The sequence below is a fragment of the Brevundimonas sp. genome (assembly GCF_041648115.1).
Classification (GTDB): domain Bacteria; phylum Pseudomonadota; class Alphaproteobacteria; order Caulobacterales; family Caulobacteraceae; genus Brevundimonas.
The window spans coordinates 57,199-70,983 of the sequence record NZ_JBAZPR010000005.1; the positions used below are offsets into that span (position 1 = coordinate 57,199).

General features: G+C 69.4%; 12 protein-coding genes. 5 read left to right on the forward strand and 7 right to left on the reverse strand.

What is annotated here, in order from left to right; genetic code table 11:
• Nucleotides 1-22 precede the first annotated feature (22 nt).
• Nucleotides 23-775, reverse strand: a complete 753-nt coding sequence (gene pdeM, locus WC597_RS05800; RefSeq protein WP_372692352.1) for a ligase-associated DNA damage response endonuclease PdeM — start codon at nucleotides 773-775, stop codon at nucleotides 23-25.
• The gene (locus WC597_RS05805) at nucleotides 772-3,420 is read right to left on the reverse strand and encodes a ligase-associated DNA damage response DEXH box helicase (RefSeq protein ID WP_372692354.1); all 2,649 of its coding nucleotides are present in this window, start codon (nucleotides 3,418-3,420) and stop codon (nucleotides 772-774) included. Before WC597_RS05805 ends, pdeM begins: the two co-directional genes overlap by 4 nt.
• A 229-nt stretch (nucleotides 3,421-3,649) precedes the next feature.
• Here WC597_RS05805 and WC597_RS05810 point away from each other — a divergent pair, with 229 nt between their 5' ends.
• The 5 genes from WC597_RS05810 to hisC are packed head-to-tail and all read left to right on the forward strand — an operon-like array spanning nucleotide 3,650 to nucleotide 9,857.
• On the forward strand, nucleotides 3,650-6,505 hold the full coding sequence (locus tag WC597_RS05810) for an ATP-dependent DNA helicase (protein WP_372692355.1): 2,856 nt from the start codon (nucleotides 3,650-3,652) through the stop codon (nucleotides 6,503-6,505).
• A 1-nt stretch (nucleotide 6,506) separates the two neighbouring features.
• Complete coding sequence (gene ybaK / locus WC597_RS05815; protein ID WP_372692356.1) at nucleotides 6,507-6,980, forward strand: Cys-tRNA(Pro) deacylase; 474 nt, start codon at nucleotides 6,507-6,509, stop codon at nucleotides 6,978-6,980.
• A gap of 33 nt (nucleotides 6,981-7,013) precedes the next feature.
• Nucleotides 7,014-8,069 (forward strand): DUF2125 domain-containing protein, encoded by a 1,056-nt coding sequence (locus tag WC597_RS05820; RefSeq protein WP_372692357.1) that lies wholly within the window; start codon nucleotides 7,014-7,016, stop codon nucleotides 8,067-8,069.
• The gene (locus WC597_RS05825; RefSeq protein WP_372692358.1) at nucleotides 8,069-8,755 is read left to right on the forward strand and encodes a hypothetical protein; all 687 of its coding nucleotides are present in this window, start codon (nucleotides 8,069-8,071) and stop codon (nucleotides 8,753-8,755) included. The genes WC597_RS05820 and WC597_RS05825 overlap by 1 nt, the downstream gene beginning before the upstream one ends.
• A gap of 13 nt (nucleotides 8,756-8,768) precedes the next feature.
• Entirely contained in the window at nucleotides 8,769-9,857 is a 1,089-nt protein-coding gene (gene hisC / locus WC597_RS05830; protein WP_372692359.1) for a histidinol-phosphate transaminase, read from the forward strand.
• A 45-nt stretch (nucleotides 9,858-9,902) separates the two neighbouring features.
• Here hisC and WC597_RS05835 read toward each other — a convergent pair whose 3' ends face one another.
• From WC597_RS05835 to WC597_RS05855, 5 genes are read right to left on the reverse strand one after another with little or no spacing between them, the layout of a single operon-like run.
• Nucleotides 9,903-10,688, reverse strand: coding sequence for a MipA/OmpV family protein (locus tag WC597_RS05835; RefSeq protein WP_372692361.1), 786 nt, complete (start codon nucleotides 10,686-10,688; stop codon nucleotides 9,903-9,905).
• Between the two features lie 50 nt (nucleotides 10,689-10,738).
• Nucleotides 10,739-11,452 (reverse strand): lysophospholipid acyltransferase family protein, encoded by a 714-nt coding sequence (locus WC597_RS05840; RefSeq protein ID WP_372692363.1) that lies wholly within the window; start codon nucleotides 11,450-11,452, stop codon nucleotides 10,739-10,741.
• Nucleotides 11,453-12,097 (reverse strand): YdcF family protein, encoded by a 645-nt coding sequence (locus WC597_RS05845; protein WP_372692364.1) that lies wholly within the window; start codon nucleotides 12,095-12,097, stop codon nucleotides 11,453-11,455. It lies immediately after the preceding gene.
• A complete protein-coding gene (locus WC597_RS05850; protein ID WP_372692365.1) occupies nucleotides 12,094-13,023 on the reverse strand; it encodes a cell division protein FtsX in 930 nt (309 codons plus the stop codon). The genes WC597_RS05845 and WC597_RS05850 overlap by 4 nt, the downstream gene beginning before the upstream one ends.
• Nucleotides 13,020-13,730, reverse strand: a complete 711-nt coding sequence (locus WC597_RS05855) for a cell division ATP-binding protein FtsE (RefSeq protein WP_372692366.1) — start codon at nucleotides 13,728-13,730, stop codon at nucleotides 13,020-13,022. Before WC597_RS05855 ends, WC597_RS05850 begins: the two co-directional genes overlap by 4 nt.
• Nucleotides 13,731-13,785: the final 55 nt, after the last annotated feature.

Sequence of the window (13,785 nt, forward strand, 5' to 3'; positions counted from 1 at the left end):
TGCTGAACGGTTTACGAACGCCCTATCGCAGTACGTCCCAGGCCAGGGCGTGGACCCGGTCCCGTCCCAGGGCGGCGGCTAGGGGCGGGGCGGCGAACAGATCGGCGATCGCGGGATCGCGCACGTTCAATCCGCCAGTGAAGGCGCCGAAGGCCGGCAGGATGAGGCGCGATCCGTCCGTGACGAAACACGGCCGCCGCACGCCGCGCCCATAGGCGGCGACCTTGGCGGCGGGGTGCAGGTGGCCCGCGACCTCGCCACGACGGTCGTCGTCGGCGGTCAGCGGTTCGGGCTCATGCGTCAGGCGAAGCGCGCCCAGGGTCATGTCGCCGACGATCCGGCCGGGCAGGCGGGTCGCGGCGTCGGCATCGCGAGCGAGCGCCTCGCGGTCGTGATTGCCCTCCAGCCACAGCCAGTCGCGCCCCGACGCCAGCCGGTCCAGACGCGCGCGGTCTTCGGCCGCCATGCGGGGAATGGCCTTAGTGTCATGGAAACTGTCGCCCAGCAGCACGACCATGGCCGGGTCCAGATCGTCGATCTCGGCCTCAAGCTTGTCCAGCGTGGCGCGGCTGTCATAGGGCGGCAGCAGCTGACCCCGCACGGCGAAGGCCGAACCCTTTTCCAGGTGCAGGTCCGCGACGATCAGGGCGCCGTGGGCCGGAAGCCACAACGCCCCGGAGCAACGAAGCACGCACGCCTCGCCCGCGATCCGCACGCTCAGCGACCCGCAGGTCTTGCGGGCGGGCGACAGGGTCTGGCGCAGGACGGCGTTCATGCGGCCTCGCCGGGTTCGGCGTCGTCCATGACCTCTGCGATCAGCAGGTCGGCGCTTTCGTCCAGGATCATTTCGGCGGCGTCCCCGCCGACCCGCTCGCGCCCGATCTGGACCAGAACCGGCACGCAGAAGGGCGAGGGGCGCGTCAGGGGCTGGTGACGGATGCGCCCCTCGATCCGCGCCAGCATCTGGCCCAGGCGCGCCACGTCCAGCAGGCCGGACGCCGCGTCGGCGCGGGCAGTCTTGAGCAGCAGATGGTCGGGTTGGTGGCGGCGCAGCACGTCGTAGATCAGGTCGGTGGAAAAGGTCACTTGCCGCCCAGTCTTCTCGGCGCCGGGCAGGCGTCGCTCGATCAAGCCCGAGATCAGGGCGCAATTGCGGAAGGACCGCTTCATCATGAAGCTTTCCTCCAGCCAGTCTTCCAGATCGTCGCCCAGCATGTCGGACTGGAACAGGGCATCCAGGTCGATCCCATCCATCGGCTTGATCGACCAGATGGCCAGCGAATAGTCCGTCACCACGAAGCCCAGCGGCCCGACGCCCATCCGGTCCAGCCGCCGCGTCAGCAGCATGCACAAGGTGGTGTGGGCCAGATTGCCTTCGAACGGATAGGCGACCAGGAAATGCCGGCTGCCGCGCGGGAAGGTCTCGACCAGCATGGATTCCGCATTGGGAATGACCGAGCGGTTCTCCTGAAGCTCCAGCCATTCCTGGACGTCGGGCGGCAGGACGCGCCAGTGGTCGCGATCGTGGATCATGGTCCGCACCCGGTCGGCCAACGAGGTCGACAGAGGGAACTTCGACCCGCCCCAGGACGGGATCTTGGGGTCCTTGTCGTTGGCGTGAGTGACCAGGGCGTCGGTCCCCGTGATGCCCTGGAACGCCCAGACCTGGCCCGCGAACAGGAAGGTGTCGCCGGGCGTCAGCTGTTCGAAATACCACTCCTCGGCCTCGCCCACCTTGCGGCCGCCGATCAGCTGGCGCGACGCCCCGCCGCGACGGCTGGCGACGCGCACGTTCAGTGTTCCGGCCGAGACGATGGCGCCGACGTTCATGCGGTGGCGCTGGGCGATATGCTGGTTGCGGACTTTCCAGCGGCCATCCTGGGTCCTGACGATGCGGGCGAACCGGTCATAGGTCCGCAGCGCATATCCGCCGGTGGCGACGAAATCGACCACCTCCTCGAACTGCTCCCACGTCAGGTCGCGATAGGGACCGCAGCCTACGATCTCGTCGTACAGGGCCTGCATGTCGAAGGCCTCTGAACAGGCCACGCCCATGATGTGCTGCGCCAGGGTGTCGAGCGTGCCGATGTGGACCGGCTCCCAGTCGAAGGCGTTGTCGGCCACCGCCTCGCGCGCCGCCTGGCACTCCAGCATCTCGAACCGGCTGGCGGGCACCAGCAGGGCGCGCGACGGCTCGTCCAGCCGGTGGTTGGCGCGGCCGATCCGCTGGACCAGGCGGCTCGATCCCTTCGGCGCCGCCATCTGAATGACCAGGTCCACATCGCCCCAGTCGATGCCCAGATCCAGTGTCGAGGTGCAGACCACCGCCCGCAGGTCACCCCGCGCCATCGCCGCCTCGATCTTGCGCCGTTGCTCCGCCGCCAGCGAGCCGTGGTGCAGGCCGATGGGCAGGTTCTCGTCGTTGATGGCCCAGAGCTGCTGAAAGACGAACTCCGACTGCCAGCGGGTGTTGACGAAGATCAGCGCCAGGGTCGAACGCTGGATGGCGGCGTAGACTTCCGGGATGGCGTGCTGGCCGGTGTGGCCCGCCCAGGGGACCTTGCCCTCGGAGATCAGGACGTCGATGACGGCGGGGGCGCCGGGGTCGCCACGGACCAGCTTGACTGCGTTGAGAGCCCCTCCACCACCTTCGGCGGTCCCCCTCCCCATTTCATGGGGAGGAGACGGCTCGGCCTGCGTCGCCTCCCCGCTTTGTGGGGAGGGGGACCGCGAAGCGGTGGAGGGGTTCTTTGTGTCCGCATCACCCGGCGCCAGCCACCCCCGGATCAGATCGGGATCTTCGATGGTCGCGCTCAGCCCCACCCGCCGCATCCCCGGCGAAAAGCTCTGCAACCGCCCCAAGCCCAGCGACAGCAGATCCCCGCGCTTGCCGCTCCAGATCGCATGGACTTCGTCCAGCACCACGCATTTCAGATCGGCGAAATAGGACCGCGCCCCCTCCCAGGCGCAGAACAGAGCCAACTGCTCGGGCGTGGTCAGCAGGATGTCGGGCGGGAAGTCGCGCTGGCGCTGGCGCTTGGATTGCTTCGTATCGCCGGTCCGTGTCTCGACGTGGATGTTCAGCCCGATCTCCCGGATCGGAGTCATCAGATTACGCTCGACGTCGGTGGTCAGCGCCTTCAGCGGCGACAGATACAGCGTGTGCACCCCCGACCCCGGCCCGGTCGCCGGCCTCGGCCCGCGCTCCGCCAGTTCGATCAGGCTGGGCAGAAAACCCGCCAGCGTCTTGCCCCCGCCGGTCGGCGCGACCAGCAGCGCGTGTCGGCCCGCTTCACCCGCCGCGATCATCTCCAACTGATGCCGCCGAGGCGACCAGCCGCGCTGCGCAAACCAGTCGGCGAAGAGAGGGGGAAGGGGCGTCACCCCGACCGAGCGCCCGTGCAGGCGTGACCGTTCCATGCACCGCCCGCGTCGAGGCATGAATCCTGTGCGATGAAGCTGCTGAGTTTAGGTCCAGCGATTAGCCCCATCAGGACGATGAGCCCCGTCATCAGTAGGATCACGGCTGACAGACCCATCGGAGTAAAAAGCTTCATCTTTCGAGCCATGACTTACAATTAGCGTGTCAGAGCGTCAGTCGCCAGATGTTCCCGTTCCGTTTCAGTCCCGACGTCGCTATCTATCGCTCGTGTCCGACGAATCCGTCATCGCTGAAACCCGCCTGACCGGCGCCGAGCCGTGGGCGGGGCTGCCGCCTGCGCTCGCCACGCCGCCCGGCTCGGGTGCGGTGTGCGACGAGGCGGGGGCGAGGAAGATCGGGCGAGGAGCGGCCGAGGGGGTGTTCACGACCGGGCCGGTGATGGTGGCGCATGCGTCGCTGACGGCGCGGCGGCTGGGGCTGACGCCGCCGCCGAGGTCACCCGAACTGATGGATGTGCTGGAGCTTTACGCCTTCGTGCGGCCGGCGCGGTTTTGTGCGCCGTCGCCGACGGGGCTGGCCCTGTCGCTGGGCCTGGCCGAGCCGAAATCGGCGGAGGAACAGGCGGAGGCCCTGCGCGAGGCGGCGGGCCTGTTGCTGCGCGAACTGGCTCAAGCGGCTTATCCCGAGCGCGAGGCGGCCTATGTCCTGGCGCTGACGATGCAGCGCGCGGGCTGGGCCTGGGGCGAGCGGGTGGTGCAGGCGCTGGAGGCCGGCGGGGTGCGGGCGCGCCAGCATCGCGGGTCTGGTCTGGATGTCTGGTCGCGCCTGACCGAATGGGAGGACGAGGCCCCGCGCGGCGAGGCGGGATCGGCACCGGTCGACAGCGAGAGTGCGCGTATCCGGCTGGAGAAACTGCTTCAGGCGTCTGGTCTGGACGAGACGCGACCGACCCAATCGGATTACGCCGCCGAGGTCGCCTTCGCCTTTTCGCCTCGCAACGAGGAGGGCCGGCCCCGCGTGCTGCTGGCCGAGGCGGGGACCGGCACGGGCAAGACCCTGGGCTATCTGGCGCCCGCTTCCCTGTGGGCCGAGCGGAACCAGGGGGCGGCCTGGATCTCGACCTATACCCGCGCCCTGCAGCGCCAGATCGACCGCGAGAGCCATTCGCTGTGGCCCGATCCGGCCGAACGCAAGAAGAAGGCGGTGATCCGCAAGGGGCGCGAGAACTATCTGTGCGTCCTGAACCTGCAGGACATGGTGCAGGCGGCCCAGCTGGGGAACGGCGACCTGATCGGTCTGGCGCTGGCCGGGCGATGGGCGCTGCATACGCGCGACGGCGACATGACGGGCGGGGACTTTCCCGGCTGGCTGCCCGGCCTGTTCGCCATGCCGGCGGCCCATGCGGCGGGCGCGGCGAACCTGGTGGATCGGCGCGGCGAATGCGTCCATGCGGCCTGTCCGCACTACCGCACCTGTTTCGTGGAGAAGACCATTCGCGCCAGCCGCCGCGCGGACCTGGTCATCGCCAACCACGCCCTGGTTCTGACCCAGGCGGCGTTCGACGGCGCGCGCTCGGCGCGGGGCCAGAAGCAGGACGGCGAGACGGCGGCCCTGAAGCGGATCGTCTTCGACGAGGGCCACCATCTGTTCGATGCCGCCGACAGCGCCTTTTCCGCCTGTCTGTCGGGCCAGGAGGCGGCCGAGCTGCGCCGCTGGATCCGCGGACCGGAGGGGCGGGGGCGTCGCGGGCGCGGGTTGGAGCAGCGGCTGGGCGACATGGTCGGCGACAATGACGCGGCGTTGAAGGCGCTTCAGGACGCCATCCGCGCCTCGGCGGCGTTGCCGGGCGAAGGCGTGTCGGGCCGGGTCGCGCCTGCGTCTGGCGAGGTCAATCCGATCGGCCCGATCGAGGCCTTCCTGGCTGCCGCGTTGGATCAACTTCGGGCACGCACCGCCGAGACCAATACTTACGGCGGGCCCGAGTTCGGCATGGAGTGCGCGCTGAAGCCCGTGACCGATTCGGTCGCCGAGACCGCCCGTGCGGCGGCCCAGGCTTTGGCCGCCATTGAGGCGCCACTGTTGGCCCTGTCGCGGCATCTGGAGGACATTCTGGATGACGAGGCGGCCGAGCTGGACGGCTCTCAGCGGTCGCGGATCGAGGGGGCGCTGCGCGGTCTGGACCGACGCGCGCGCATGACCTTGCCGGGGTGGCGGTCGATGCTGGCCGCGCTGGAGGACGGGGGAGATCAGCCGGATCCCGATTTCGTCGACTGGCTATCGGCCGAGACGGCGTTCGGCCGCATCCACGACGTGGCCCTGCGTCGCCACTGGATCGACCCGACCGTGCCGCTGGAGGCCGCCGTGATCGTGCCGTCGCACGGGGTGCTGGTGACCTCGGCGACCCTGTCCGATCCGATGCAGGAAGATCCGTTCGATCTGGCGCGGATGCGGACCGGATCGGCCCGTCTGATCGATCCGCCCCGCACCCTCAAGGTCGAAAGCCCGTTCGACTATGCGGCCAACAGCCGGGTCATCGTCGTCAACGATCTGGTCAAGGACGATCCGCGACAGACGGCGGCGGCGATGCGCGAACTGTTCCTGGCGGCGGGGGGCGGGGGCTTGGGCCTGTTCACCGCCATTCGCCGGCTGAAGGCGGTCTATGAACGGTTGGGGCCGGACCTGGCGAAATCCGGCGTGCCGCTTTACGCCCAACACGTCGATCCGCTGGAGGTCGGGGCGCTGGTGGACATGTTCCGGGTCGAGGAGAACTCGTGCCTCTTGGGCACCGACGCCGTGCGTGACGGGGTGGACGTGCCGGGACGGTCGCTGCGTGTCCTGGCCTTCGACCGCGTGCCGTGGCCGCGCCCGGATCTGCTGCACAAGGCGCGGCGCGAACGGCTGGGCGGCAAGGGCTATGATGATGCGCTCGCTCGCGCCCGCATCGCCCAGGCCTTCGGGCGGTTGATCCGGCGCGGCGACGACAAGGGGGTGTTCCTGATGCTGGACGCCGCCACGCCGACACGCCTGTTCGCCAGCCTGCCGCCGGGAACCGAGGTCCAGCGCATGGGCCTGGCCGATGCGGTGGAACTGACCCGCAGCTTCCTGAACCCCGAGACGACTTAGGATGTCCAAGACCACGCCCGCGACCGTCGCCCTGACCAAGGCCGGGGTCGCCTTCGATCTGTATCCCTACGATTACGATCCCGATGCGCCGCGCGTGGGATTGCAAGCGGCCGAAGCTTTGGGGATTGCGCCGGAACAGGTGTTCAAGACGCTGATGGTTCTGGTCGATGGCGCGCCCGCGTGCGTCATCGTGCCCTCCGACTGCGAGGTCAGCATGAAGAAGCTGGCGGCGGTGCTGGGGGGCAAGTCGGCCCAGATGATGAAGCCCGCCGACGCCGAACGGCTGACGAGCTACAAGGTCGGCGGGGTCAGCCCCTTCGGCCAGAAGAAGGCCGTGCCGACCGCGATGGACGAGACGGCCATTCTGTTCGATCAGGTGCTGATCAATGCAGGCCAGCGCGGGCTGTTGCTTGGCATCGCGCCGGAGGATGCGCGCAGCGTCGCGGATGCGGTGCTGGCTGACCTGACCGCCTAGAACGCCATGGAGCGGCGCGCTATAGGCTCCGGCATGACCGAAGCCACGACCAAGCGACCCAGCCGCAAGGGCCTTTATGCGCCCTTTATCCTCGTGCTGATCGCCTTGGCGGCCTGGACCGGCTGGTGGGTCTTTCTGACGCGCCAGATCGACACGCGGCTTGAGGCCCAGGTCCAGACCCTGCGTCAGGACGGCTGGGACGTGCGGTTCGCGGGCAAGACGATCTCCGGCTGGCCCTTCCGCACCCGTGTCGGCCTGACCCAGCTGGTGGTCGAGACGCCGTCGGGGCATGCGATCAATGCGGCCGAACTGAACGCCGAGGCCAACGCCTATCAGCCGACCAAATGGGTGGTGGTGGCGCCGCAGGGGCTGATGCTGACCCGCGCCGGCAAGGGCGAGGTCGCGGTCAAGGGCGACGCCATCCGCATGAGCGCCAGCGGCATAGACCAGCGCTGGCCCAATCTGGCGCTGGAGATGGTCAATCCGGTCTTCACGACCCAGACCGGCGCCGAACCCTTCCCCATCGCCCGCGCCGCGCGGATCGAATTCTACGCCCGGCCGCATCTGGAAGGTTCGACCACGCCGACCGACGACGTCGATGTCATGTTCCGTCTGGTGGACGGCCAAGGGCGTGCCGATGGCCCGGTCGAAGGCTTCGCCCAGGACGGCCGCCTGACCACCCAGCTTGAGGCCGTGATCGGCCAGGCCAGCCTGTTGAAGACGGGCGGCGATGCGGCCGGGGTCTTCTCGGCCTGGACGAAGGCGGGCGGGACGTTCCGCAATGTGCGCGGCGACCTTCAGGCGGGCGACAGCCGCGCCACCTTGACCAGCGCCGTGCTGAGGGCCGACGCGAACGGTCGGCTGACAGGCCAGGTCGAGCTGCAGGCGCAGAAACCTCTGCCCGCGCTGGCCGGCCTGATGGCGACGCGACAGGGGCCGGTCAACCGGATCGGCGCGGCCGGGGCCGCCGCTGCGGCGGGCGCCGCCGAGGCGACGGGTCAGGAGCAACTGCCTCTGACGCTGGTGTTCCGCGACGGCCGCACCTGGCTCGGTCCCTTCCCCCTGGCCCCGGCGCCCAAGCTGTTCTGATGGCCCTGCTGGACGAACCCGAAACGAACGAGGCCCTGCTGGCGCTGGATCGCGCCCTGGTCGACGCAGTGCGCGCGCGGGTCGCGGCTGGGACGCGCGACCGGGTCGACGCCTCGGCCATCGCCCTGCGCCAATTGCTGGACGACGCGTCGCCCGCCGAAGCGGGGGCGGTCAAGGCGGTGTGGGGCCGGCTGGAGGTCGCGACCGGCGCGGCCGTCGTCGTCTGCGGCGGCGTGGCTCAGGCTCTGGCGACCGACCGCTATGGTCTGGGCGCGCGACCGATGTCGGCGGACGACGCCTTGAAGGCGGTCGAGGCCGGGTCGCGCGCGGTGATCGACCTGTCGCCCGACCGGCCGTGGTGGGGGCGGCTGCTGGCCCGGCCCGAACTGAAGATCGTCGCCGCCCTGCCGGACGACCGACGCGGCCGACCCCAGGCCTTCGTGGTGTCCACGGACATGTCTGGCCCGACCGGCGACGACCGCAGCTTCTGGGTCACCGACAGCGGCTGGTCCGAGACCAAGATCGTCGAGGCCCTGGGCGAGGCCGGTCTGGTCGCCGATCCGTTGGCGGCGGCGGGCGGCTTGAAGCTGTTCATGCTGACGGGCTATGTGCAGGCCGAGGACGGGCGGCTGAAGACCGCGCCCGGCCGCCTGAACGGCGTCATCGGCGCCGCCCCCATCTATTAGTTCAAGGTTTCCCATGACCGACGCGCCCGCCCCCAAGCCCGGCATCCTCGACATCGCCCCCTATGTCGGCGGCAAGTCGTCCATCGCCGGCGTCGCCGAGCCGCTGAAACTGTCCTCGAACGAGAACATGTTGGGCGCGGGCGAGAAGGCGCGCGCCGCCTATGAGGCCGCGATCAAGAACATCCACGTCTATCCCGACGGCCGCGCAACCAAGTTGCGCGACGCGGCGGCCGAGATCCACGGCCTGGAGCCCGAACGCCTGATCTTCGGCAACGGCTCGGACGAGGTCTTCGCCCTGCTGAACCAGACCTATCTGACGGCCGGCGACAACATCGTCTGCGGCCAGTACGGTTTCCTGGCCTACCGGATCAGCGCCCTGGGCTGCGAGGCCCAGGTCAAGCTGGCGCCCGAGCCGAACTTCAAGGCCGAGGTCGATGCGCTGCTGGCCCAGGTCGATGACCGGACCAGGATCGTCTATGTCTCCAACCCGTCGAATCCGACCGGCAGCTACAACACGGGCGAGGAAATCCGCCGCCTGCACGCCGCGCTGGCGCCCCACATCATTCTGGTCGTGGACGAGGCCTATGCGGAATATGTGACCGAGGCCGACTGGGAGACCGCATTCCCGCTGGCCCGCGACGCACAGAACATCGTGGTCACACGCACCTTCTCCAAGATCCATGGCCTGGGCGGTTTGCGCATCGGCTTCGGCTATGCGCCGCTGAAGGTCGCCGAGGCTATCGACCGCATCCGCCTGCCGTTCAACGTCTCGGTTCCGGGCGTCGACGCCGCGACCGCCGCCCTGTTCGACGAGGCGCACCAGACGGCGTCGCGCGAACTGGTGTCGAACTGGAAGCCGCGCCTGACCCAGGCCCTGCGTGGCTTCGGCCTGGAGGTGCTGCCCAGCGCCGGCAACTTCGTGCTGGTGATGTTCGAAGGCGCCGAACGCGCCGCCGCCGCCAACGAGTATCTAAACACCAAGGGCATCATCGTGCGCCCGGTCGGCGGTTACGGCCTGCCCCAGGCCCTGCGCATCACCATCGGCACCGAAGACCAGAACCGCGCCGTGATCGACGCGCTGAGCGAGTTCGCGGCGACCTGATCGAAGCAAGGGACGGCGGCCGCATCCACCGCCGCCGTTCTGTCGTCAGCCGCCGAAGCGGCGGGCGACGAAGACGCCCGTGCGGATCGTGTCGTCTTCCTGGGACAGGGGGCTGTCGGCGACGTCGCCCAAACGGCGTTCGTAGTTGACCAGAGCGCCGGCGCCCCATTTGTCGCCGATCGGAACCAGCAGGAACAGGCTGGCGCCCGCGCCTTGCAGGCCGCCGCCGGGGGAATAGGCGCTGATGCCGTTCGCCGTCGCCTCGGCGGTGCTGACGCCATAATAGGCATCGGCCAGTTTGGCGTCGCCGCCTCGCACATAGACCGAGGCGTTCAGCAGGCCGACCGACGTCACGCGCTGATGGCCGACAGAGGCGTAGTATTCGGTGCCCTCGCTGACGCCCGTCACGCCGCGGCTGACCCGGCCGCCGACCACGATGTTGCCGGGCAGGCGTTTGTAGGCATAGGCGGCGACATCGGCGCCGAAGTCGGGGCGGTCCAGCGTCAGGCCTTCGATGTCGTCGGCCGAGAAGCGCGGGCGCAGTTGCAGGCCGGCGCGGAAGTCGTCGGTCTTGATCGCGTTCCAGCCCAGGCCGTCCATAGGGCTGAGATAGACCAGATCGCGATAGTTGGCCGAGACCCACGGAGCGACGGTCGTCTTCGAGCCCGTGTCGCCGTTGCTGTCGTTGCGATAGAGGACGCCCGCGCCCAGATCGACGGTCCAGCCCTGGGGCGCGGGACGAAGCTGCCCATAGGGTTGCGACTGGGCGAGGGCGGAGCCGGCAAAGGCGCAGGCAGCGGCTGTCGTCAGGGCGAAGGAACGCAGGAACATACGGGGAGGTTTCCTAAAAGGACGAAATCGGAAGTGCCAATACGCCTGAGCTATGCCTTTGGCTCCAGCAGCGCCAACGAAGCCGTCTCGATGCGACTTTCCAGCAACGCCATCATGGCGCCCCGCTTCAGCTGGGCCGGTATGGGCTCAAGGAATTCAAATACGACCACGCCGGGATAGCGCCGCCAGCCGTGGGCCGGCCAGTAAACGCCGGAGTTGGTGGCGACGGGCCAGCAGGAGCCCTCCAGATCGCGATAGATGGCGGCGACGCCGGGCTTGTAGTCGCCGGGCACGCCCGGATCGTTGCGCGTGCCCTCGGGGAAGATGACGATCTGGCGGCCTTCGGACAGGCGCTCGCGCGCCTGGCGGGTCATGTCCTTCAGGGCCTTGGCGTGGCCGGCGCGGTCCACCGCGATCATCTTGGCCTTCCAGGCGAACCAGCCGAAGAAGGGCAGGGGCATCAGCTCCTTCTTCATCACGAAACAGGCGTCGGGCAGCACGGCCAGCAGGGCCACGATGTCCAGCATCCCCTGGTGTTTCGACGCGATCAGGGCGGCGCCCGACGGCGCGTGTTCCAGCCCGCGCACCTCGACCTTGATCCCGGCGATCCAGCGCAGGCCGAACAGGACGATCTTGGCCCACAGCCGGCACACCCCCTGGGCATAGCGGTGAGACAGCAGCAAGGCAGGCGACAGGCCGACGGCGACGACCGGCATCGACAGATAGAGCCAGGCGGTGAAGAGCAGGGAACGCAGGGTGTTCACTTAGGCAGGGGCCTTTTCGTCAGGAGACGTGTCGGTGGGGGTCGTCACGGCGGCGGGTCGGTCGCGGGTGATGCGACGCACGCCCTCGCGGCCCAGAACGGCGAGATATTTCATATATTCCAGCGTCATGCGCCGCGCCGTCACCGCCGCCCGCCACCAGCGCGCATTGTCCAGCGACGGGGTGGAGATGGCGTAGGGCGTCAGTTTCACGCCCGGCAACTGGCCCCGGATTTCGACCAGCGAACGCGGCATGTGATAGTCGGAGGTGACCACGATCAGGCTGCGATAGCCCTTGGCGCGGGTCCAGGCGGCGATCTCCTGGGCGTTGCCGACGGTGTCCTCGGCCTCGAAGCCCAGATCGACGCAGCAGTTGAACAGACGGCTGGAGCCGGGCGTCAGCTCACGCAGCTCCTGGCGGCGGACCTCGCGGTTGACGCCCGAGATCAGCACCCGCTCGCCCTTGCCCTGTTCCAGCAGGCGGATGGCGGTGTTGACCCGTTCGGACGACGGGCCGGTCAGGGCGACGATGGCGTCGGCGCGCGCGGGATCGTCGGCGGGCGTCAGCTCGCGCACCCGATGCGCAAAGGCGAACAGGCCGACCAGCCAGATCAGGGCCGCGATGGCGATGACGCTCAACAGTCTCATGCGCCTCCCCGTTCTGTCGGCCTGCCTGACGCCAGCACCCGCATGGCGGCGAATCTCGCCGCGAGAACCGCAACCGTAGCCGCGAGCAGCGGGCATGGCGAGAGCAGCGCCAGGTCGCTCCAGGTGATCGGCAAGGCCGCCGACAGCCCGTCCGATCCTCCCAGGAACCTCAGCAAGGCCAGCAGGATCGCCGCCAGCCCGGCCCCAATCGCGCCCGCGCCCGCCGCCATCAGGCCGAATCGCCGCTGGAACAGCCAGGCGATGGCGCCGTCGGTCGCCCCGTTCAGGCTCAGGGTCTCGATCACGCCTTGCCCGGCCGCCAGACCCGCGCGGGTCGCATAGGCGATGGCGGCGGCGGCGGCGAAGGCGATGGCCAGGAAGGCGGCGCCGGCCAGGGCCGTGATCAGGGCGGCGGACCGCTCGACCTCGCTGCGCCACAGGCTGTGGTCGTCCACGGTCGCGTCCAGCCCGGCTTCGGCCAGGGCGCGGCTCAGGGTCACGGCGCTGGCCGGCGCCTGGGCGTTCAGCCGCACCGTCACCAGATGCGGCACGGGCAGGTCGGGCAGGACCGCGTCGCCCAGCCAGGGGCGCAGCAGGTCCTCTGCCGCCTTGCGGCTCAGGGCGGCGGCCTCCTCGACCCCGTCGACACCCGACAGGGTTTCGGCTGCGCGGGCGGCGGCGGTGTCGCCGGTCTCGCCGACGCTGGAGCGCACCTGCACCGTAGCCTCGGCGCCCAGTTGCCGGGCCCAGCCGTGGGCGGCGCGGTCGGCGGCCGATGCGGCGACGGCGGCTAAACACGCAAGGAAACACAGGACCGCGATGACGGTCATCAGCCACGGCTCACCGGCTGCGGCGGGCGGCAGCAGGCCGGGCCGGCGGCTGGACAGGCTGAAATCGGCCAATCTTATTCGGGGTTGGCGGATCATGCGGCGACCCGCGACGGTTCGCTCAGACGCCCGGCGTCCAGACGCAGGACGCGTGCGCCCGACCTCTGGGCCAGGGCCTCGTCATGGCTGGCGATCAGGACGGTGGCCCCCAGCTTGTTCAGCGACTGGAACAGCCGCAACAGCTTGTCGGCCATGACGGCGTCCACGCTGCCCGTCGGTTCGTCCGCCACGATCAGGCCGGGCCGGGTGATGACGGCGCGGGCGATGGCCAGCCGCTGTTTCTCGCCGCCGGACAGGGCGGGAGGCCGCGCATCCATCCTGCGACCCAGGCCGACCCATTTCAACATCTCCTGCACATCGGCGGCGTAGTCGGCCTCCGACCCGCCGGCCAGGCGCAGGGGCAGGGCGACATTGTCGAAGGCGGACAGGTGGTCCAGCAGGCGGAAATCCTGGAACACCACTCCCATGCGCCGTCGAAAGGCGGGGATGTCGCGCCGGTCGATATGGGTGACATCCGATCCGAACAGGCGGAGGGTTCCCGTCCTGGGCCGGTCCGCCAGCGTCAGCAGACGCAGCAGCGAAGACTTTCCGGCCCCGGACGGCCCGGTAAGGAAGTGGAAAGAGCCACGCGGCAGAATGAGGTTAATGTCCCGAAGCACGTCGGGCGCACCCGCATAGCCGAAACCGACGCCCGACAGGCGAACGGTCTCAGTCACGGGGGCGGGTTCGGCGGGCGAGGGCGGCATGGTATGTGTTTCAGGAACAGGGCGCGGCGTCGCGCCTTACGGGAGGGGGCGACAG

Coding starts and splice junctions, on each gene's coding strand:
- WC597_RS05820 (WP_372692357.1), top strand. CDS start 7,014: ATGACCGAAGCCACGACCAAGCGACCCAGCCGCAAGGGCCTTTATGCG.
- WC597_RS05805 (WP_372692354.1), bottom strand. CDS start 3,420: ATGGAACGGTCACGCCTGCACGGGCGCTCGGTCGGGGTGACGCCCCTT.
- WC597_RS05850 (WP_372692365.1), bottom strand. CDS start 13,023: ATGATCCGCCAACCCCGAATAAGATTGGCCGATTTCAGCCTGTCCAGC.
- hisC (WP_372692359.1), top strand. CDS start 8,769: ATGACCGACGCGCCCGCCCCCAAGCCCGGCATCCTCGACATCGCCCCC.
- WC597_RS05825 (WP_372692358.1), top strand. CDS start 8,069: ATGGCCCTGCTGGACGAACCCGAAACGAACGAGGCCCTGCTGGCGCTG.
- ybaK (WP_372692356.1), top strand. CDS start 6,507: ATGTCCAAGACCACGCCCGCGACCGTCGCCCTGACCAAGGCCGGGGTC.
- pdeM (WP_372692352.1), bottom strand. CDS start 775: ATGAACGCCGTCCTGCGCCAGACCCTGTCGCCCGCCCGCAAGACCTGC.
- WC597_RS05845 (WP_372692364.1), bottom strand. CDS start 12,097: ATGAGACTGTTGAGCGTCATCGCCATCGCGGCCCTGATCTGGCTGGTC.
- WC597_RS05835 (WP_372692361.1), bottom strand. CDS start 10,688: ATGTTCCTGCGTTCCTTCGCCCTGACGACAGCCGCTGCCTGCGCCTTT.
- WC597_RS05855 (WP_372692366.1), bottom strand. CDS start 13,730: ATGCCGCCCTCGCCCGCCGAACCCGCCCCCGTGACTGAGACCGTTCGC.